The organism is Pseudomonas sp. PvP009 (assembly GCF_017832995.1).
Taxonomy (GTDB): domain Bacteria; phylum Pseudomonadota; class Gammaproteobacteria; order Pseudomonadales; family Pseudomonadaceae; genus Aquipseudomonas; species Aquipseudomonas syringae.
The window spans coordinates 1,611,825-1,631,322 of the sequence record NZ_JAFIBG010000001.1; the positions used below are offsets into that span (position 1 = coordinate 1,611,825).

Annotated in this window: 18 protein-coding genes; 15 read left to right on the top strand and 3 right to left on the bottom strand. The window is 60.6% G+C overall.

All coding sequences use genetic code 11. The features are described from left to right. Positions 1 to 4: 4 nt before the first annotated feature. Together JOE29_RS07140 and phhA are read right to left on the bottom strand one after the other, a co-directional pair. The gene (locus JOE29_RS07140; protein ID WP_003342603.1) at positions 5 to 361 is read right to left on the bottom strand and encodes a 4a-hydroxytetrahydrobiopterin dehydratase; all 357 of its coding nucleotides are present in this window, start codon (positions 359 to 361) and stop codon (positions 5 to 7) included. Positions 362 to 396: 35 nt separating this feature from the next. Next, the gene (phhA, locus tag JOE29_RS07145; RefSeq protein ID WP_044313584.1) at positions 397 to 1,194 is read right to left on the bottom strand and encodes a phenylalanine 4-monooxygenase; all 798 of its coding nucleotides are present in this window, start codon (positions 1,192 to 1,194) and stop codon (positions 397 to 399) included. A gap of 267 nt (positions 1,195 to 1,461) precedes the next feature. Between phhA and JOE29_RS07150 the strand changes: the two genes are divergently transcribed. Next, positions 1,462 to 3,039, top strand: coding sequence for a sigma-54-dependent transcriptional regulator (locus JOE29_RS07150; protein WP_210079222.1), 1,578 nt, complete (start codon positions 1,462 to 1,464; stop codon positions 3,037 to 3,039). A gap of 98 nt (positions 3,040 to 3,137) precedes the next feature. On the opposite strand, the gene JOE29_RS07155 is transcribed toward JOE29_RS07150, so the two are convergent. Beyond that, positions 3,138 to 3,404: a DUF2790 domain-containing protein gene (locus tag JOE29_RS07155; RefSeq protein ID WP_003342597.1), complete on the bottom strand. Its 267-nt coding sequence runs from the start codon at positions 3,402 to 3,404 to the stop codon at positions 3,138 to 3,140. Positions 3,405 to 3,777: 373 nt separating this feature from the next. Here JOE29_RS07155 and acs point away from each other — a divergent pair, with 373 nt between their 5' ends. The 14 genes from acs to astE all read left to right on the top strand — a co-directional run bounded on the left by acs (position 3,778) and on the right by astE (position 19,474). Further along, entirely contained in the window at positions 3,778 to 5,733 is a 1,956-nt protein-coding gene (gene acs, locus JOE29_RS07160; protein ID WP_003342595.1) for an acetate--CoA ligase, read from the top strand. A 531-nt stretch (positions 5,734 to 6,264) separates the two neighbouring features. Next, the gene (locus JOE29_RS07165; protein ID WP_003424807.1) at positions 6,265 to 7,041 is read left to right on the top strand and encodes an ABC transporter substrate-binding protein; all 777 of its coding nucleotides are present in this window, start codon (positions 6,265 to 6,267) and stop codon (positions 7,039 to 7,041) included. 84 nt (positions 7,042 to 7,125) lie between these two features. Then, on the top strand, positions 7,126 to 7,815 hold the full coding sequence (locus JOE29_RS07170) for an ABC transporter permease (RefSeq protein WP_003314732.1): 690 nt from the start codon (positions 7,126 to 7,128) through the stop codon (positions 7,813 to 7,815). Then, on the top strand, positions 7,812 to 8,510 hold the full coding sequence (locus tag JOE29_RS07175; RefSeq protein ID WP_024648262.1) for an ABC transporter permease: 699 nt from the start codon (positions 7,812 to 7,814) through the stop codon (positions 8,508 to 8,510). Before JOE29_RS07170 ends, JOE29_RS07175 begins: the two co-directional genes overlap by 4 nt. A gap of 1 nt (position 8,511) precedes the next feature. Next, complete coding sequence (locus tag JOE29_RS07180) at positions 8,512 to 9,624, top strand: succinylglutamate desuccinylase/aspartoacylase family protein (RefSeq protein WP_044313586.1); 1,113 nt, start codon at positions 8,512 to 8,514, stop codon at positions 9,622 to 9,624. A gap of 22 nt (positions 9,625 to 9,646) precedes the next feature. Further along, positions 9,647 to 10,411 (top strand): ATP-binding cassette domain-containing protein, encoded by a 765-nt coding sequence (locus tag JOE29_RS07185; protein ID WP_004416899.1) that lies wholly within the window; start codon positions 9,647 to 9,649, stop codon positions 10,409 to 10,411. Between the two features lie 135 nt (positions 10,412 to 10,546). Then, positions 10,547 to 11,539 carry a transcriptional regulator ArgR gene (gene argR / locus JOE29_RS07190; protein WP_003424817.1) on the top strand — a complete coding sequence of 331 codons (993 nt, stop codon included), beginning with the start codon at positions 10,547 to 10,549 and terminating at the stop codon, positions 11,537 to 11,539. 236 nt (positions 11,540 to 11,775) lie between these two features. Continuing rightward, positions 11,776 to 12,993 (top strand): aspartate aminotransferase family protein, encoded by a 1,218-nt coding sequence (locus JOE29_RS07195; protein ID WP_004416903.1) that lies wholly within the window; start codon positions 11,776 to 11,778, stop codon positions 12,991 to 12,993. 133 nt (positions 12,994 to 13,126) lie between these two features. Then, positions 13,127 to 14,158: an arginine/ornithine succinyltransferase subunit alpha gene (aruF, locus tag JOE29_RS07200; protein WP_003424821.1), complete on the top strand. Its 1,032-nt coding sequence runs from the start codon at positions 13,127 to 13,129 to the stop codon at positions 14,156 to 14,158. Positions 14,159 to 14,221: 63 nt separating this feature from the next. Further along, complete coding sequence (gene astA, locus JOE29_RS07205; protein WP_004404400.1) at positions 14,222 to 15,247, top strand: arginine N-succinyltransferase; 1,026 nt, start codon at positions 14,222 to 14,224, stop codon at positions 15,245 to 15,247. Further along, positions 15,244 to 16,713, top strand: a complete 1,470-nt coding sequence (gene astD / locus JOE29_RS07210; RefSeq protein ID WP_210079225.1) for a succinylglutamate-semialdehyde dehydrogenase — start codon at positions 15,244 to 15,246, stop codon at positions 16,711 to 16,713. The genes astA and astD overlap by 4 nt, the downstream gene beginning before the upstream one ends. A 46-nt stretch (positions 16,714 to 16,759) precedes the next feature. Continuing rightward, complete coding sequence (astB, locus tag JOE29_RS07215) at positions 16,760 to 18,106, top strand: N-succinylarginine dihydrolase (protein WP_044313590.1); 1,347 nt, start codon at positions 16,760 to 16,762, stop codon at positions 18,104 to 18,106. A 61-nt stretch (positions 18,107 to 18,167) separates the two neighbouring features. Next, positions 18,168 to 18,455: a hypothetical protein gene (locus JOE29_RS07220; RefSeq protein WP_003314741.1), complete on the top strand. Its 288-nt coding sequence runs from the start codon at positions 18,168 to 18,170 to the stop codon at positions 18,453 to 18,455. Positions 18,456 to 18,466: 11 nt separating this feature from the next. Next, entirely contained in the window at positions 18,467 to 19,474 is a 1,008-nt protein-coding gene (gene astE, locus JOE29_RS07225; RefSeq protein ID WP_044313591.1) for a succinylglutamate desuccinylase, read from the top strand. Positions 19,475 to 19,498 lie beyond the last annotated feature (24 nt).

The following is a 19,498-nucleotide window of genomic DNA, read 5'->3' on the forward strand; positions in this document are numbered from 1 at the left end:
CATTTTATTTTCGGCCTTCTGCACCCTTGGCCACTTCATCCGTGCGCGCGGCCATGATGAAGTCGTTGCGATGCAGGCCCTTGATCGAGTGGCTCCACCAGGTCACGGTCACCTTGCCCCACTCGGTCAACAGGCCCGGGTGATGGCCTTCCGCTTCGGCAATTTCGCCCACGGCATTGGTGAACGCCAGCGCCCATTTGAAATTCTTGAACAGAAACACTTTTTCCAGCTGCATCACCGCGTCGCGGACCTCGATGTTCCAGTCCGGGATCTGCTTGAGCAGTTCCGGCAATTCGGCTTCGCTGACCTGCGGCGCATCGGCACGGCAGGCTTCACAGTGGGCTTGATTCAAGGTGGTCATAAGCAGAGTGTCCTTTTCGGATAGCGGGCCGAGCGTCAGGCGGCGTGGCTTTTGGTTTTAGGTGGAAACTTGGGAGCGTGCAAGCCCAACTGCATGCCTTGCCCGACCAGCGCCATGATGTCTTGCTGCGCCAGGTCGAACAGATGCTTCAGATCCGGCAGGACAAAGTACAGCGGTTGCAGAATGTCGATGCGATAAGGGGTGCGCATCGCCTCAAGCGGATCGAAAGGCTGGTGTTCGGGGGCTGCCGATAAGCTGTACAACGCTTCCTTCGGTGAAGAAAGGATGCCGCCGCCGTAGATTTTCCGTCCTTGCGGTGTATCGACCAGACCAAACTCGATGGTCATCCAGTACAGCCGGGCCAGGTACACGCGTTGTTCCTTGCTCGCGCTCAGGCCGAGTTTGCCGTAGGTGTGGGTGAATTCGGCAAACCATGGATTGGTCAATAGCGGGCAGTGGCCAAATATTTCATGAAAGATGTCCGGTTCCTGCAGGTAGTCCAGTTCTTCTGCGCTACGAATGAACGTCGCCACCGGAAAGCGCTTGCTGGCCAGCAGTTCAAAAAACGTCTGGAAGGGGATCAGCGCGGGCACTCGCTCGACCTGCCAGCCCGTGGTCGCGCCCAGAACCTTGTTGATTTCGCCTAGCTGAGGAATGCGATCGAGCGGCAGGCCTAGGTGCTCGATTCCGTCCAGATACTCCTGACAGGCACGTCCTTCGACGATTTTCATCTGTCGGGTAATCAGGGTGTTCCATACCGCATGTTCGTCCGCCGTGTAATCGATGAAACCCGAAGCGTCCGGCTCGCGTGCCACGTAAAGCGTCTGGGCCATGCTGATATCCTCGAAAGGCTGGTGTTTTTAGAGTGTTCTTGTAAAAGCCTGTGTTCAGGAATAACCCGGTTTCGAGGGCACGTCAGTGGGTGTGAGCAGGGTAGCGCATGGGTTTGATCACTGGTTCGTAACGAAAAGTTTACGCTTGCGATGGAAGAGGCTTGAAATCAAGCATCCTGCCGCTCGCGAAGCGCGCATGCGTAACGTATTGTTGACATTAATTTTCCCGCTTCATAAAAAAACATACCCCTACAGAGACGATGACTCATGCGCATCAAGGTGCACTGCCAGAACCGCATCGGCATTCTTCGCGACATTCTCGATCTGCTGGTGGCTTACGGCGTCAACGTGGCGCGCGGTGAAGTGGGGGGCGAACACGGTGACGCGATCTATCTGCATTGCCCGAACCTGATCAACCTGCAGTTCCAGGCCCTCCGCCCGAAGTTCGAGGCGATCACCGGGGTGTTCGGCGTCAAGCGCGTCGGGCTGATGCCCAGCGAGCGCCGGCACATGGAGCTCAATGCCTTGCTCGGCGCGTTGGAATTCCCGGTGTTGTCCATCGACATGGGCGGGGCGATCGTTGCGGCCAATCGTGCCGCTGCGCAGTTGCTGGGCGTGCGGGTCGATGAAGTGCCGGGCATGCCCTTGTCGCGTTACGCCGAAGATTTCGACCTGCCTGAGCTGGTGCGCGCCAGCCAGTCGCGGATCAATGGGCTGCGGGTCAAGGTATGTGGCGATGTGTTTCTTGCCGACATCGCACCTCTGCAATCGGAACATGACGACAGCGAAGCCATGGCCGGGGCCGTGCTGACGCTGCACCGCGCGGATCGGATCGGCGAGCGCATCTACCATGTGCGCAAGCAGGAGCTGCGTGGCTTCGACAGCATCTTTCAGAGCTCGAAGGTCATGGCTGCCGTGGTTCGCGAGGCGCGGCGCATGGCGCCCCTCGATGCGCCGCTGCTGATCGAGGGCGAAACCGGCACTGGCAAGGAATTGCTGGCCCGCGCCTGTCACCTGGCAAGCCCGCGCGGCCAGTCACCGCTGATGGCACTCAACTGTGCCGGGTTGTCGGAGTCCATGGCCGAGATCGAGCTGTTCGGTTATGACCCTGGTGCGTTCGACGGCGCGCGTGCGGAAGGGCGGCTGGGGCTGTTGGAACTGACCGCGGGCGGCACGCTGTTTCTCGATGGTGTAGGTGAGCTGAGCGCCCGTATGCAGGCCAAACTGCTGCGCTTCATTCAGGACGGCAGCTTTCGCCGGGTCGGCAGTGACGAGGACATGTTTCTTGATGTGCGAGTGATGTGTTCGACCCAGGTCGATCTTTCGGAGCTGTGCGCCAAAGGCATGTTCAGGCAGGACCTTTATCATCGCCTTAACGTGCTGTCGCTGCATATACCGCCACTGCGCGACTGTCTGGACGGTCTTGAGCCTCTGGTGGAGCATTTTCTCGATCAGGCCAGCCGACAGATAGGCTGTCCGCTGCCCGGCATATTACCTGCGGCCATCAAGCGTCTGAGTCAGTACCACTGGCCCGGCAATGTGCGACAACTGGAAAACGTATTGTTTCAGGCCGTATCGCTGTGTGATGGCGGCAAGGTGCAGGCCGAGCATATCCGTTTGCCGGATTACGGCGTGCGCCAGGGATTGAGTGAGGCGTCGCTGGAGGGCGGGCTGGGCGCTATTATCGGGCGCTTTGAAAAGTCGGTGCTGGAACAACTGTATGCGCAATATCCCAGCAGTCGCCAATTAGGTAAACGCTTGGGGGTGTCTCATACAACGATTGCCAACAAGTTGCGCGACTATGAATTGGGGCGCGAATCAGATCCGCATCCAGTCGATAAATAACTTGCTCATTGATAGTCCTGTCGGCCACTTCGTGCATGCGCCTCGCACCTTATAAAGAGCGGCGAGGCGTCGTGCACAGGTTGCAACCGTAAGAAGCCTCAACCGTTGCTGCAGCCGTTGCCCATCACCTGATAGCCCATGGTGTGGCGCGCGCCTTGCGAATCTTCATACACCATGCGCGCCGGGACCACTGCGCAGACGTTAGGGATCTGGCTGATGGAAATAACCCGGGCGATATCCAGATGAGTGCCGTAGGTATATTGCTCGACACGCGCCTGTTGCGCAGCCACTTTGGTCTGCGATTCTTCGGCCATGGCGAAACTACTGATGCCGCACAGGGCCAATGCCACTAATAAAGCTTTCATTGTCGTTTACCTTTTTCAAAGTGAGCGCCGTCGCATCACGTTTTTGACGTCATGGGCTAAGGCGGTCTGATACGTTTTTCGAGTTGGAACAACACTGCGTGGGGGCAGTTGATGTCTGCCTTGTTGGCGGATCGAATTCTATGCCTGTTGCGACAGCGCATATATAAAGACTTTGGATAAGCGCTTTTATCAAAATGGTAATAATCTTGAGGGCAGCTGCAAGCTTCAAGCTTTCGGGCTTAATGCTTGCGGCTTGCAGCTTATGGCTTGCAGCTCCGGCCCCGCCCGGTAAGACCAACGTCGAATGGCCCCTGCGGGTGGGGCGGGATACAACAGGGGCATAAAACAACAACTATCCACCGAGGTAACCAAGATGAGTGCAGCTTCCCTGTACCCCGTCCGCCCAGAAGTCGCAGCGACTACGCTGACGGATGAAGCGACCTACAAGGCCATGTACCAGCAGTCGGTGGTCAACCCTGATGGTTTCTGGCGTGAACAGGCTCAGCGCCTCGACTGGATCAAACCTTTCACCGTGGTCAAACAGACCTCGTTCGATGATCACCGTGTCGATATCAAATGGTTCGCCGACGGCACGCTGAACGTTGCCTACAACTGCCTGGATCGCCATCTGGAAGAACGCGGCGACAGCATCGCCATCATCTGGGAGGGCGATGACCCTTCCGAGCACCGGGAAATCACCTACCGCGAACTGCACGCCGAAGTGTGCAAGTTCGCCAACGCGCTGCGTGGCCAGGACGTGCACCGTGGTGACGTTGTGACCATCTACATGCCGATGATCCCCGAGGCTGTGGTCGCCATGCTGGCGTGCGCGCGGATCGGTGCGATTCACTCGGTGGTGTTCGGCGGCTTTTCGCCCGAAGCGCTGGCAGGCCGGATCATCGATTGCAGTTCCAAAGTGGTCATCACCGCTGACGAAGGTCTGCGTGGCGGCAAGAAGACGGCGCTCAAGGCCAACGTCGACCGCGCCCTGACCAACCCGGAAACCAGCAGCGTGCAGAAGGTCATCGTCTGCAAGCGCACCGGGGGCGAGATCGAATGGAACCGTCACCGTGACATCTGGTACCACTCGCTTCTGGAAGTGGCGTCCAGCACCTGTGCGCCGAAAGAGATGGGTGCTGAAGAGTCGCTGTTCATTCTCTACACCTCGGGCTCGACCGGCAAACCCAAGGGCGTGCTGCACACCACTGCAGGTTATCTGCTGTATGCGGCGCTGACCCACGAACGCGTGTTCGACTACAAACCAGGCGAAGTCTATTGGTGCACCGCCGACGTCGGCTGGGTCACCGGGCACAGTTACATTGTCTACGGCCCTCTGGCCAATGGTGCGACCACGCTGCTGTTCGAAGGCGTGCCGAACTATCCGGACATTACCCGCGTGTCGAAGATCATCGACAAGCACAAGGTCAATATCCTCTACACCGCGCCGACCGCGATTCGCGCCATGATGGCTGAAGGCACCAAGTCCGTTGAAGGTGCCGACGGTTCCAGCCTGCGCCTGCTGGGTTCGGTGGGCGAGCCAATCAACCCGGAAGCCTGGGCCTGGTACTACAACACGGTCGGCAAGCAGAACTGCCCGATTGTCGATACCTGGTGGCAGACCGAAACCGGCGGCATCCTGATCAGCCCGTTGCCAGGCGCGACCGCCCTGAAACCGGGCTCGGCGACACGTCCGTTCTTCGGTGTGATTCCGGCGCTGGTGGATAACCTGGGCAACCTCATCGAGGGCGCTGCCGAGGGCAATCTGGTGATCCTCGATTCGTGGCCGGGCCAGTCGCGCTCGCTGTACGGCGATCATGACCGTTTCGTCGACACCTACTTCAAGACGTTCCGCGGCATGTACTTCACCGGTGACGGTGCCCGTCGTGACGAGGACGGTTATTTCTGGATCACCGGGCGTGTGGATGACGTGCTCAACGTTTCCGGCCACCGCATGGGCACGGCTGAAATCGAAAGTGCGATGGTTGCGCACCCGAAAGTCGCCGAGGCTGCTGTGGTCGGTGTGCCGCATGACCTGAAAGGGCAGGGCATTTACGTTTATGTGACCCTCAACGGCGGTGAAGAACCGAGCGACGCGTTGCGCACCGAATTGCGCAACTGGGTGCGCAAGGAGATCGGCCCGATTGCCTCGCCTGACTTCATTCAGTGGGCGCCCGGCCTGCCGAAGACTCGTTCGGGCAAGATCATGCGCCGCATCCTGCGCAAGATTGCGACCGCCGAGTACGATGCGCTGGGTGATATCTCCACCCTGGCCGACCCGGGCGTGGTGCAGCATCTGATCGACACGCACAAGGCCATGAACGCTGCCTGAGCGATCCTGTGACTGAAGCGCCCCGTTCGGTGAGAGCCGAACGGGGCGCCTTCGTTTTCGGCGTCTGGTAAGGGAAAAGGGATATATATCGGGTTGTTACCGGTTTACACGGCGTTGTCGCGCAGTGCTTCGTTGTGGGACATGTCTGGGGTTTCTATGTAGGAAAGTACGACGCAGCAAGGCTTTTAAATCGCCATGTGGCACGCTGGGCTTGCCGGATTAAAAGGGTTTGCCAATAATGGGCGCGCTTTTTGCTGTTATGACAGGTTGAGTCTGCGCTGCTGGATCAGCAGAAGCGGGCCCCGTCAATACCGTGTAGTGGGTTTTCAAGCGCTTCTGTAACTAGTTGTCGCATTGAAGAAATATCGACTTCGAGCCTGTCGTTAAAATGCCCCTCATTCGCCGAAGGGCTGTGAGCCGCCAGCGCGGTGTCACGTATCCGGCGTCGCTTTTCCCCGAGATTGTCCTTTCGCACATTGGGCGCTTGCTCACTTTGCCACTTGTCGTGCTTTACCGATGGAGTCCCTGGAAATGAAAAAGCTCATGCTTATTGGCGCGATGGCGTTGTCCGTGCTCGCCCAGCCGATCTTTGCTGATGAAAAACCACTGAAAATCGGTATCGAAGCGGCTTACCCTCCGTTCGCGTCCAAGGCCCCGGATGGCAGCATCGTCGGCTTTGACTACGACATCGGCAATGCGCTGTGTGAAGAAATGAAGGTCAAGTGCACCTGGGTCGAGCAGGAATTCGACGGCCTTATCCCGGCGCTGAAAGTGCGCAAGATCGACGCGATCCTGTCGTCGATGTCCATCACTGACGACCGCAAGAAGTCCGTGGACTTCACCGGCAAGTATTACAATTCCCCGGCGCGTCTGGTTATGAAGGACGGCACTACGGTCAGCGACAGCCTGGCTGAACTCAAGGGCAAGAAGATCGGCGTGCAGCGTGGCTCGATCCACGAGCGTTTCGCCCGTGAAGTCCTCGCTCCCAAAGGTGTCGAAGTGACGCCGTACGGCTCGCAGAACGAAATCTACCTGGACATCGGTGCAGGTCGCCTGGACGGTACTGTCGCCGACGCCACGCTGTTGCAGGACGGCTTCCTGAAAACCGACGCAGGCAAAGGCTATGCGTTCGTAGGTCCGTCGTTCGTCGATCCGAAATACTTTGGTGACGGCATCGGCATTGCCGTGCGCAAGGGCGACAAGGCCGACCTTGACCGTCTCAACGCCGCCATCGCCGCGATCCGTGCCAACGGCAAGTACAAGGCTATCCAGGACAAGTATTTCGATTTCGATATCTACGGCAAATAAGTCGTCGTCCTTACCCTGACCAATGGCGCAAACAGAATTGCCTGGATTGCGCCATTTTTATTCCACGCTTGAGGACCGCACATCATGTTGAAAGGTTACGGAGCTGTCATCCTCGAAGGTGCCTGGCTGACGTTGCAGCTGGCCCTGTCGTCGATGGCTCTGGCGATCGTTCTCGGTCTGATCGGCGTGGCGCTGAGGCTGTCTCCGGTACGCTGGATCGCCTGGCTGGGCGACCTGTACAGCACGGTGGTTCGTGGTATTCCCGATCTGGTCCTGATTCTGCTGATCTTCTACGGCGGCCAGGACCTGCTCAACCGCGTCGCCCCCTTGCTGGGGTTTGACGACTACATCGACCTTGATCCGTTGATGGCAGGCATCTGCACGCTGGGCTTCATCTTCGGCGCGTATCTCTCGGAAACCTTTCGCGGTGCGTTCATGGCCATTCCCAAGGGGCAGGCCGAGGCGGGCATGGCGTATGGCCTGAGCAGCGGCAAGGTGTTCTTCCGTATTCTGGTGCCGCAGATGATTCGTCTGGCGATTCCCGGTTTCACCAACAACTGGCTGGTGCTGACCAAGGCCACCGCGCTGATTTCCGTGGTCGGTCTGCAGGACATGATGTTCAAGGCCAAGCAGGCGGCCGATGCCACCCGCGAGCCTTTCACCTTCTTTCTGGCGGTTGCGGCGATGTACCTGGTGATCACCAGCGTGTCGCTGCTCGCCTTGCGTTACCTCGAAAAACGCTACTCGGTGGGCGTGAGGGCGGCTGACCTATGATCTTTGACTACAACGTGATCTGGGACAGTCTGCCGCTGTACTTCGGCGGCCTGCTGACCACCCTGAAGCTGCTGGCGATTTCACTCGCGTTCGGGCTGCTGGCGGCATTGCCGCTGGGCCTGATGCGAGTCTCGAAAAACCCTTGGGTGAACATCCCTGCGTGGCTGTACACCTACGTGATTCGCGGCACGCCTATGCTGGTGCAGCTGTTTCTGATCTATTACGGGCTGGCTCAGTTCGATGCGGTGCGCGAAAGCTTTTTGTGGCCCTGGCTGTCCAGTGCCACCTTCTGCGCCTGCCTGGCGTTCACCATCAACACCAGCGCCTACACGGCGGAGATCATCGCCGGCAGCCTCAAGGCCACACCGGCGGGTGAAATCGAGGCCGCGCGGGCCATGGGCATGTCGAAAGCCAAGATGTACCGGCGCATTCTGCTGCCCTCGGCCTTGCGCCGGGCGCTGCCGCAGTACAGCAACGAGGTCATCATGATGCTGCAGACCACCAGTCTGGCGTCCATCGTGACCCTGATCGACATCACCGGCGCGGCCCGTACGGTCAATGCGCAGTTCTACCTGCCTTTCGAGGCTTACATCACCGCAGGCGTTTTCTATCTGTGCCTGACATTCATTCTGGTGCGGCTGTTCAAGATCGCCGAACGCCGCTGGCTGGGCTACCTCGCCCCACGGAAGGTCTGAAATGCAAAGAACCGATCATGTATTGCCGTGGAGCACCCTCGGCACCCAACGCACGCTGAGCGTCTTTCGCTTCGGCACCGGCGAGCGCAAGGCCTACATCCAGGCCAGCCTGCATGCCGACGAACTGCCCGGCATGCGCACGGCCTGGGAGCTGAAAAAACGCCTCACCGAGCTGGAGCAGCAGGGCCTCCTCAAAGGTGTCGTCGAACTGGTGCCGGTGGCCAATCCACTGGGCCTGGGGCAGTTGCTGCAAGGTGCGCATCAGGGCCGTTTCGAGTTCGGCAGTGGCAAGAATTTCAACCGTGACTTCACCGAGCTGAGCGAGCCGGTCGCCGAGTTGCTGGAAGGTCAACTGGGCGACGACCCGCGCGCCAATACCCGGCTGATTCGCCAGGCAATGAGCGCTGCGCTCGAAGGTCTGCCCGCGCCGCAGAGCGAATTGCAAGGCATGCAACGCATCCTGCTCAGTCATGCCTGCGTCGCTGATGTGGTGCTCGATCTGCATTGTGATGCCGATGCCGCGTTGCACATGTACGCCTTGCCGCAGCACTGGCCACAATGGCGTTCGCTGTCGGCGCATCTGAATATCCAGGTGGCGCTGCTCGCCGAGGATTCCGGTGGCAGCTCCTTCGATGAAGCCTGCTCGCTGCCGTGGTTGCGCCTTTCGCGGATTTTCCCGCAGGCGCAGATCCCGCTGGCCTGCCTCGCGACTACCCTTGAACTGGGCGGTCAGGCCGATACTGGCAAGCCGCAGGCCCTCGCGCACGCCGAGGGCATTCTGGCGTTTCTCGCCGAACAGGGCTTCATCGGCGGCGACTGGCCGCAGCCGGCGCATGAAGCCTGCGAGGGCTTGCCGTTCGAAGGCACCGAATTGCTCTATGCGCCGCACCCTGGCGTGGTGACGTTCCTGCGCGCTGCTGGCGAGAGGGTCGAGGCGGGCGATCCGCTGTTCGAAGTGATCGACCCGCTGTCCGATCAGGTCAGTACCATTTGTGCGAATACTGCCGGGGTGTTGTTCGCCATCGAGCGGCTTCGTTACGCTCAACCCGGTTTCTGGCTGGCCAAGGTGGCGGGGCGCACGGCGCTGCGTCACGGACGTCTGCTCAGTGATTGACCGTTCTGTGGAAACCCAAAGCATGAACAAACTGGAAGTGCAGGACCTGCACAAGCGCTACGGCAGTCACGAAGTGATCAAGGGTGTGTCCATGACCGCCAAGGCCGGCGATGTCATCAGCATCATCGGCTCCAGCGGCTCTGGCAAAAGCACCTTTCTGCGCTGCATCAACCTGCTCGAACAGCCCCATGCCGGCAAGATCCTGCTCAACAACGAAGAGCTGAAGCTGGTGCCGAATAAGGAAGGCGGTTTGAAAGCTGCCGACGCCAAGCAATTGCAGCGTATGCGTTCACGCCTGTCGATGGTGTTTCAGCACTTCAATCTGTGGTCGCACATGACGGCACTGCAGAACATCATCGAAGCGCCGGTCCATGTGCTGGGTGTGTCGAAAAAGGAAGCGCTGGAAAAGGCTGAACATTATCTGGCCAAAGTCGGCGTGTCCCATCGCAAGGACGCTTACCCTGGGCACATGTCCGGCGGTGAGCAGCAGCGTGTGGCGATTGCCCGCGCACTGGCGATGGAGCCCGAGGTCATGCTGTTCGATGAGCCGACCTCGGCGCTGGACCCGGAGCTGGTCGGTGACGTGCTCAAGGTCATGCAGGGCCTGGCTCAGGAAGGCCGCACCATGGTGGTGGTGACTCACGAAATGGGTTTCGCCCGTGAGGTCTCCAATCAGTTGGTTTTCCTGCACCAGGGTGTCGTTCTGGAGCGTGGTGCCCCGCGCGAAGTGCTGGCCAATCCGCAGACCGAGCGTTTGCAGCAATTCCTGTCCGGCAGCCTGAAGTGACGATCGGCAGCGTATGACGATGCCTTTTTATGGCAGAACAGGGCATGCTGCGCGACGCGCGACACGACCTGGATGTTCCAGATCGAGCTATCTTCCAAGGCTCGGCTTTTGCGGCAATACGTATCGGATGTCCCAATGACTGCCCATCGAATAGGTTTCCTCGTCTGGCCTGGCACCAAAGCCCTGACCCTGGCACTGGCCGAGGAAGCCTTGCGCGTTGCGCAGCGCGTTCACCCTGAAGTGGTCTATGAGCTGTCGTTCCTGCAGGCCGAGGCCACGGAGCCTTCGGCGCTCGCCGGCGCGTGGCAATTGCCGGGTGAGCCCTGGGCCGGCCGGCTGGAAGGCTTTCAGAAGCTGTTTTTACTGGCTGACGAGCCTCCTGCAGGTGTGGCCCCGGCGCTGGGCAGCGCGCTCAAGCAACTGGTGCGTGCCGGCTGTTCGATTGGCGGGCTGTCGGCGGGCGTCTATCCGCTTGCGCAACTGGGCCTGCTGGATGGCTACCGTGCCGCCGTGCACTGGCGCTGGCAGGACGACTTTGCCGAGCGTTTCCCCAAGGTCATTGCCACCAGCCATTTGTTCGATTGGGATCGGGATCGCCTGACCGCCTGTGGTGGCATGTCGGTGCTCGACCTGCTGCTGGCAGTGCTGTCCCGTGATCATGGGGCCGAACTGGCCGGGGCGGTTTCCGAAGAGCTGGTGGTCGAGCGCATTCGCGAAGGCGGCGAGCGTCAGCGCATTCCGCTGCAGAACCGTCTGGGCTCCAGCCATCCCAAGCTGACCCAGGCGGTGCTACTGATGGAAGCCAACATCGAAGAGCCATTGACCACCGACGAAATCGCTCAGCATGTGTGCGTGTCTCGTCGTCAGTTGGAACGGATCTTCAAGCAGTACCTCAACCGTGTGCCCAGCCAGTACTACCTGGAGCTGCGCCTGAACAAGGCGCGCCAGATGCTGATGCAGACCAGCAAGTCGATCATTCAGATCGGCCTTTCGTGCGGTTTTTCCTCGGGACCGCACTTCTCCAGCGCCTACCGCAATTTCTTCGGTGCCACGCCGCGTGAAGACCGCAATCAGCGACGCAGCAGCAGCCCGTTCGAACTTTCCCCTGTGCCTGCCGAACGCGGTTGATTGTCTTGTCGCGATAGAAGTGCTGCCGCGACAGCTCAGGTCCAGACAGGCCCGCCTCAATCCGTTTAAACTGCGCCTTTGTGACGCAAATTGTCGCATTGCCGAAAACCTTGAAAAAACCCGGTTTTGCGCTGTAACAAGTTGTCGCCTGGCGGCAAGGCCGAACACAAATCAGTCCTTACAATCTTTCCATCGCTCGCCAGTTTCAGGCAGGCGTTCCTCATCAGGAGACTCCGATGTCCGTTGAGCATGCTGCGGTGCAACGCGCCGATTTCGACCAGGTAATGGTCCCCAATTACGCCCCGGCCGGGTTCATCCCTGTGCGCGGTGCGGGCTCCCGGGTCTGGGATCAGGCGGGGCGCGAACTGGTGGATTTCTCGGGCGGTATCGCCGTCAACGTATTGGGCCACTGCCACCCGGCGCTGGTCGGTGCCTTGACCGAGCAGGCCAATAACCTCTGGCATGTGTCCAACGTCTTCACCAACGAGCCGACCCTGCGTCTGGCGAAAAAACTGGTGGATGCGACGTTCGCCGAGCGCGTGTTCTTCTGTAACTCCGGTGCTGAAGCCAACGAAGCCGCCTTCAAGCTGGCACGCCGTGTGGCGCATGACCAGTACGGCCCGGAGAAGTACGAAATCATCGCGGCGCTGAACAGCTTTCATGGCCGCACCCTGTTCACCGTCAGCGTGGGTGGGCAGCCGAAGTACTCCGATGGTTTCGGGCCGAAGATCACCGGCATCAGCCATGTGCCGTACAACGACCTCGACGCACTGAAGGCCGCTGTTACCGACAAGACCTGTGCCGTGGTGCTGGAGCCGATTCAGGGCGAGGGCGGTGTTCTGCCGGGTCAGCTGGAATACCTGCAAGGTGCGCGCAAGCTGTGTGACGAGCACAACGCCCTGCTGGTGTTCGATGAAGTGCAGAGCGGCATGGGCCGCAGCGGTCATCTGTTCGCCTACATGCATTACGGCGTGACCCCGGACATCCTTTCCAGCGCCAAGAGCATCGGCGGCGGTTTCCCGCTGGCGGCCATGCTCACCACTGAAAAGCTCGCCAAGCACTTCGCGGTCGGCGTGCACGGCACCACCTATGGCGGCAACCCGCTGGCCTGCGCGGTCGGTGAGGCGGTCATCGATGTCGTCAATACGCCTGAAGTGCTTGCGGGCGTGCAGCGCAAGCATCAGCAATTCAAGACCCGTCTGGAAAGTATCGGCCAGCAATACGGCGTGTTCAGCGAAGTGCGCGGTCTGGGCCTGTTGATCGGTTGCGTGTTGTCCGATGCCTGGAAAGGCAAGGCCAAGGACATCTTCAATGCGGCCGAGGCCCAGGACCTGATGATCCTGCAGGCCGGCCCTGACGTGATTCGTTTCGCGCCGAGCCTGGTGATTGAAGACGCAGACATCGAAGAGGGCCTGAACCGCTTCGAACGCGCCATCGCCAAACTGACATCCTGATTCGATGGCAGCCTTGCGGTGTCCGCTTGATGGCGGACGCCGCACCTGTTTCCTGCGCCATGCGGCCTGACGCCATGTGGTGCTTTTACTAGCGCCGGTCGTAAAGGCTGGTCGATCTACAAGGAGTGGCACCATGCTGGTAATGCGCCCTGCGCAAATGGCTGACCTGGCCGAGGTTCAACGCCTCGCTGCCGACAGCCCTATCGGTGTCACGTCCTTGCCCGACGATGCTGGCCGCCTGACCGACAAGATCGGCTCGTCGGAGGCGTCGTTTGCCGCCGAAGTCAGCTTCAACGGCGAAGAAACCTACTTCTTCGTGCTCGAAGACAGCGAAAGCGGCAAGCTGGTGGGCTGCTCGGGCATCGTGGCCTCGGCGGGCTACTCCGAGCCGTTCTACAGTTTTCGCAACGAAACCTTCGTGCATGCTTCCCGCGAACTGAAGATCCATAACAAGATTCACGTGCTGTCGCAGTGTCATGACCTGACCGGCAACAGCCTGTTGACCAGTTTTTACGTGGTCCCGGAGCTGGTCGGGACGGCATGGTCGGAGCTCAATTCGCGCGGCCGTCTGCTGTTTGTCGCCAGTCACCCCGAGCGCTTTGCCGATTCGGTGGTGACCGAGATCGTCGGTTACAGCGATGAGCAGGGCGACTCACCGTTCTGGGATGCCATCGGGCGCAACTTCTTCGATATCAATTACGCCGCTGCCGAGCGCCTGTGCGGGCTGAAAAGCCGGACCTTCCTCGCCGAGCTGATGCCGCATTACCCGATCTACGTGCCACTGTTGCCCGACGCAGCGCAGGAAGCCATGGGACAGGTACATCCGCGCGCGCAGATCACCTTCGACATCCTGATGCGCGAGGGCTTTGAAACCGATCACTACATCGACATTTTCGACGGTGGACCGACGCTGCACGCTCGGGTGTCCGGGATTCGTTCGATTGCCCAGAGCCGTCTGGTTCCGGTCAAGGTCGAGCCCGGGCAAGGCAGCGATGTCGGCAAGGGCGGGCGTCTGTATCTGATCGCCAATGGCCTGTTGCAGGACTACCGCGCGGTGCTGCTGGAACTGGACTGGGCGCCCGGCAGGCCGGTGGTGCTGAGTCTCCAGGCTGCCGATGCCCTGGGTGTTGGTGAAGGTGCCAGTGTACGGATTGTCGCGGTCTGAACCGGACGTTCGATAGCTGATTAGCGAGTTTCAAGGCTCTTGATGAGCCGCTGAGGAGATAACATGATCGTTCGTCCTGTACGCAGCAGCGACCTGCCCGCGTTGATCGAGCTGGCGCGTAGCACCGGTGCCGGTCTGACGACTCTGCCCGCCAATGAGCAGCGTCTGGCGCACCGGGTAGGCTGGGCTGAAAAGACCTTTCGCGGAGAAGCCGAGCGCGGCGACGCCGATTACCTGTTCGTGCTGGAAGACGACGACGGCCGGGTGGTGGGCATTTCCGCCATTGCCGGAGCGGTCGGTCTGCGCGAGCCCTGGTACAACTACCGGGTCGGTCTGACCGTCAGCGCTTCACAGGAGCTGAACATCTACCGGGAAATTCCGACCCTGTTCCTGGCCAACGACCTGACCGGCAATTCCGAGCTGTGCTCGCTATTCCTGCACAGTGATTCGCGTAACGGCCTCAACGGTCGCCTGCTGTCCAAGGCGCGCATGCTGTTCATCGCCGAATTCCCCAGGCTGTTCGGCAACAAGATCATTGCCGAAATGCGCGGCATGTCCGATGAGCAGGGCCGTTCGCCGTTCTGGGAAAGTCTGGGGCGGCATTTCTTCAAGATGGAGTTCAGCCAAGCGGATTACCTGACCGGCGTGGGAAACAAGGCATTCATCGCCGAACTGATGCCCAAGTTTCCGTTGTACAGCTGCTTTCTTTCCGAAGACGCACGCAACGTGATCGGTCGGGTGCATGCCGACACCGAGCCTGCGCTGACCATGCTCAAGAGCGAAGGCTTTTCGTATCAGGGTTATGTCGACATCTTCGATGCCGGCCCGGCCATCGAGTGCGAGACCGGCAAGATTCGCGCAATCAAGGACAGCCAGGCGCTGGTGCTGGCCATCGGCACGCCAGGTGACGACGCTCCACAGTTCCTGATCTACAACCGCAAGCGTGAAGACTGCCGCGTAACGGTAGGCGCTGCGCGTTTTGCCGCCGGTACGCTGGTCGTCGCTCCGCAGACCGCCAAGCGCCTGCGCATGAGTGCGGGCGACAATGTGCGCGCGGTGCCCTTGTCTGCGGCACGGGAGGGCGTTTGATGAATAGCCTTTACATCGCAGGTGCCTGGCAGGACGGGCAGGGTGAGGTGGTCGATTCGCTGAACCCGGTGACCCAGCAGGTGCTGTGGTCCGGGCGTGGGGCGAGCGCCGCGCAGGTCGAGCAGGCGGTGCAGGCGGCGCGTCAGGCATTTCCTGCCTGGGCGCTGCTGTCTCTGGATCAGCGCATCGCGGTACTGGAGGCCTTCACTGCACGGCTCAAACATCACGCCGACGCGCTGGCGCACTGCATCGGTGAAGAGACCGGCAAACCGTTGTGGGAATCAGCGACCGAAGTGACCAGCATGGTCAACAAGATTGCCATCTCGGTGCAGAGCTATCGCGAACGAACCGGCGAAAAGAGCGGGCCACTGGGCGACGCCACTGCGGTACTGCGCCACAAGCCGCACGGCGTGGTCGCCGTGTTCGGCCCGTACAACTTTCCCGGGCATCTGCCCAACGGCCATATCGTCCCGGCCTTGCTGGCGGGCAACGTGGTGCTGTTCAAACCCAGCGAACTGACACCGAAAGTCGCTGAGCTGACCGTCAAGTGCTGGATCGAAGCCGGACTGCCTGCCGGGGTTCTGAACCTGCTGCAGGGCGGTCGCGAAACCGGAATCGCGCTGGCGGCCAATCCGGGTATCGACGGCCTGTTCTTCACCGGGTCGAGCCGGACCGGCAATGCGCTGCATCAGCAGTTCGCCGGTCGGCCGGACAAGATCCTTGCCCTGGAAATGGGCGGTAACAACCCGTTGATCGTCGATCAGGTTCAGGACATCGATGCAGCGGTGTACACCATCATTCAGTCAGCCTTCATTTCCGCGGGCCAGCGCTGCACCTGTGCGCGTCGTCTGCTGGTGCCCGAAGGCGACTGGGGTGATGCCTTGCTGGCACGACTGGTGGGCGTCAGCGCTACTATCGAAGCCGGTGCGTTCGATCAACAGCCTGCGCCGTTCATGGGTTCGGTGATTTCGCTGGAGGCTGCACGCGCCTTGCTCGACGCGCAGCGCAATCTGCTCGCCAACGGCGCACTGACCCTGCTGGAAATGCGCCAGCCGCAGCCCGGCTCGGCGCTGCTGACGCCGGGCATTATCGATGTCAGCGCGGTGCCCTATCGACCCGACGAAGAGCTGTTCGGCCCGCTGCTGCAGGTCATCCGCTACGCCGGTTTCGACGCCGCCATCGCCGAAGCCAACGCCACCCGTTATGGCCTGGCGGCAGGTCTGCTGTCTGACTCCGAAGCGCGCTATCAGCAGTTCTGGCTGCACAGCCGTGCCGGGATCGTCAACTGGAACAAACCGTTGACCGGAGCCGCCAGCAGCGCCCCGTTTGGCGGGGTAGGCGCCTCGGGCAACCATCGCGCCAGCGCCTATTATGCGGCCGATTACTGCGCCTATCCGGTGGCTTCGCTGGAGGCCGGCAGCCTGACGCTGCCTGCGACACTGACCCCCGGTATCAGGCTGAGCTGACATTGCGCACGATTGCTTATAAAAACAGATCCACGGAGCCTTGCCGATGAAGTCCTGTGAAGTGAATTTTGACGGTCTGGTCGGGCCAACCCACAACTACGGCGGGTTGTCCTACGGTAACGTTGCCTCCCAGAGTAACAGCCAGCAAAGCGCCAACCCGCGTGAGGCGGCGCTGCAAGGCCTGGCGAAAATGAAAGCGCTGATGGACCTGGGTTTTACCCAAGGCGTACTGGCACCGCAGGAACGTCCTGATGTGTCCGGCCTGCGCCGTTTGGGCTTCACCGGCAGCGATGAGCAGGTGATTGAAAAAGCGGCCCGTCAGGACATGCCGTTGCTGGTCGCCAGTTGCTCGGCATCCAGCATGTGGGTGGCCAACGCGGCCACGGTCAGCCCCAGTGCCGACACTGCCGATGGGCGCGTGCATTTCACGGCGGCCAACCTCAACTGCAAATACCACCGCAGCATCGAGCATCCGACCACCACCCGCGTGCTCGGCGCGATGTTCGCGGATGCAAAGCATTTCGCTCATCACCCTGCGCTACCGGCTGTCGCGCAGTTTGGCGATGAAGGCGCGGCCAACCACACCCGTTTCTGTCGTGATTACGGCGAGGCCGGGGTCGAGTTTTTCGTGTTCGGCCGCAGTGCCTTCGACACGCGCTACCCGGCGCCGCAGAAGTACCCGGCGCGTCAGACCCTGGAGGCGTCACGCGCCGTTGCTCGGCTGCACGGCCTGAGCGAGGCCGGCGTGGTCTATAGTCAGCAGAACCCGGCGGTCATTGATCAGGGGGTGTTCCACAACGATGTGATTGCGGTCGGCAACGGTGAGGTGCTGTTCTATCACCAGGACGCATTCCTCAATACCGAACCGATGCTCGATGAGCTGCGCGACAAGCTCAGTCGTGTCGGCGGGCAGTTGCGGGCGATTTGCGTACCGCGTGCCGAGGTCTCGGTTCAGGATGCCGTGCGCTCCTACCTGTTCAATAGCCAGCTGTTGTCGCGGTCCGATGGCTCGATGCTGCTGATAGTGCCGCAGGAATGCCAGGCGAACGCGAGTGTCTGGGCTTACCTGCAACGATTGATCGCCGATGACAGCCCGGTTGCCGAGGTCAAGGTGTTCGACCTCAAGCAAAGCATGCAGAACGGCGGTGGTCCAGCCTGCCTGCGCTTGCGTGTAGCACTCAACGACACCGAGCTGGCGGCGGTGAATCCGGGGGTGATCATGACTGCGCCGTTGTACGAAACGTTGACGCAGTGGGTCGACAGGCACTACCGGGACCGCATGAGTGAAAGCGATCTGGCCGACCCTCGATTGCTCAACGAATGCCGCGCGGCATTGGATGAACTGACGCAAATCCTTAAACTGGGCGCGGTTTATCCATTTCAACTGAATTGAAGCATCCTGCGCGTCGGGCCACTGTCCGGCGCACTATTTCCTTTATAGAGAGCATTTTTATATGAGCGACGCCCTGCAACTGATCCTTGAAGACACTGATGGCACCCAGCTGGAAACGTCCTGCACCCGCGTTGCCGTCATCTGGCAGGGCAAGGAACTGTGGATTCAGCAGGATGGCCGTGGCCAGTTGCTGATCGGCGTTGACGTCGAAGAGGACGATGCCGAATACGCCAACCTGCTGCTGCGTCCGCTGGCGACCAACCTGGTCAGCCTGCAACTGGAAATGGAGCCGGCCGACATGGGCGTCGAGGAAGACGGTCACGTTCACGGCCCTGACTGCAACCACTAAGGAAGCGCGCCATGCTCGCCCTCGGCAAACTGCTTGAACTGACCCTGGCTGGACGTGAGCCGGCGGAAAAGACTCAACTGACCGTCGAAGGCGTGCGCATGCGCTGGATGGGCGAGGGCGCACTGGAAGTCCGCCCGCCAGAGGCTCGTGACAATGGCACTGACCTGCTGCTGTCTGCCGGTATCCATGGCAACGAGACTGCGCCCATTGAGCTGCTGGATGAATTGATCCGCAGCATTGCGCGCGGCGACCTGAAACCGCGCGCACGTATTCTGTTCCTGTTCGGCAATCCCGACGCCATGCGACGCGGGGCGCGTTTTGTCGAGCAGGACGTCAATCGGCTGTTCAACGGCCGTCATCTGCAAAGCGGTGGCGCCGAGGCCTTGCGGGCCTGCGAGCTGGAGCGACTGGCCGCCAGCTTTTTCAGTCTGCCGGAGCGTTATCGGCTGCATTACGATCTGCACACCGCCATTCGCGGCTCGACGATCGAACAGTTCGCGCTGTACCCGTGGAAGGAAGGACGTCAGCATTCCCGGCTTGAGCTGGCCAGGCTACGAGCGGCGGGCATGAGTGCGGTGCTGCTGCAGAACAAGCCGTCCATTGTCTTCAGCGCCTACACCTACGATCAATTGGGGGCCGAGGCTTTCACTCTGGAACTGGGCAAGGCGCGGCCGTTCGGGCATAACCAGCAGGTCAATCTCGGGCCGCTGCGCTTGTGTATCGAGCAGCTCATCGAGGGCACTGAACCTGAGCTGGATGACGATCTTGAAGGGTTGCAACTGTTCAGCGTGGCGCGGGAAGTGATCAAGCGCACCGATGCGTTCACCTTCAACCTGGCCGATGACGTCGAGAACTTCTCCCCGCTGGAAAAGGGCTACGTGCTGGCCGAAGACGCGGGTGGTTCACGCTGGGTAGTGGAAGAAGAGGGCGCGAGAATCATCTTCCCCAACCCCAGGGTCAAAAACGGCCTGCGGGCGGGGATTCTGATCGTACCCACTGATGCGGATAGCCTCGGCTGATCGCTCGGCACCCTCAGGATCGGA

What these genes read in the sequence shown, in the direction of transcription:
- JOE29_RS07140 (WP_003342603.1), bottom strand. Translation starts at nt 361, where the DNA reads ATGACCACCTTGAATCAAGCCCACTGTGAAGCCTGCCGTGCCGATGCG.
- phhA (WP_044313584.1), bottom strand. Translation starts at nt 1,194, where the DNA reads ATGGCCCAGACGCTTTACGTGGCACGCGAGCCGGACGCTTCGGGTTTC.
- JOE29_RS07150 (WP_210079222.1), top strand. Translation starts at nt 1,462, where the DNA reads ATGCGCATCAAGGTGCACTGCCAGAACCGCATCGGCATTCTTCGCGAC.
- JOE29_RS07155 (WP_003342597.1), bottom strand. Translation starts at nt 3,404, where the DNA reads ATGAAAGCTTTATTAGTGGCATTGGCCCTGTGCGGCATCAGTAGTTTC.
- acs (WP_003342595.1), top strand. Translation starts at nt 3,778, where the DNA reads ATGAGTGCAGCTTCCCTGTACCCCGTCCGCCCAGAAGTCGCAGCGACT.
- JOE29_RS07165 (WP_003424807.1), top strand. Translation starts at nt 6,265, where the DNA reads ATGAAAAAGCTCATGCTTATTGGCGCGATGGCGTTGTCCGTGCTCGCC.
- JOE29_RS07170 (WP_003314732.1), top strand. Translation starts at nt 7,126, where the DNA reads ATGTTGAAAGGTTACGGAGCTGTCATCCTCGAAGGTGCCTGGCTGACG.
- JOE29_RS07175 (WP_024648262.1), top strand. Translation starts at nt 7,812, where the DNA reads ATGATCTTTGACTACAACGTGATCTGGGACAGTCTGCCGCTGTACTTC.
- JOE29_RS07180 (WP_044313586.1), top strand. Translation starts at nt 8,512, where the DNA reads ATGCAAAGAACCGATCATGTATTGCCGTGGAGCACCCTCGGCACCCAA.
- JOE29_RS07185 (WP_004416899.1), top strand. Translation starts at nt 9,647, where the DNA reads ATGAACAAACTGGAAGTGCAGGACCTGCACAAGCGCTACGGCAGTCAC.
- argR (WP_003424817.1), top strand. Translation starts at nt 10,547, where the DNA reads ATGACTGCCCATCGAATAGGTTTCCTCGTCTGGCCTGGCACCAAAGCC.
- JOE29_RS07195 (WP_004416903.1), top strand. Translation starts at nt 11,776, where the DNA reads ATGTCCGTTGAGCATGCTGCGGTGCAACGCGCCGATTTCGACCAGGTA.
- aruF (WP_003424821.1), top strand. Translation starts at nt 13,127, where the DNA reads ATGCTGGTAATGCGCCCTGCGCAAATGGCTGACCTGGCCGAGGTTCAA.
- astA (WP_004404400.1), top strand. Translation starts at nt 14,222, where the DNA reads ATGATCGTTCGTCCTGTACGCAGCAGCGACCTGCCCGCGTTGATCGAG.
- astB (WP_044313590.1), top strand. Translation starts at nt 16,760, where the DNA reads ATGAAGTCCTGTGAAGTGAATTTTGACGGTCTGGTCGGGCCAACCCAC.
- JOE29_RS07220 (WP_003314741.1), top strand. Translation starts at nt 18,168, where the DNA reads ATGAGCGACGCCCTGCAACTGATCCTTGAAGACACTGATGGCACCCAG.
- astE (WP_044313591.1), top strand. Translation starts at nt 18,467, where the DNA reads ATGCTCGCCCTCGGCAAACTGCTTGAACTGACCCTGGCTGGACGTGAG.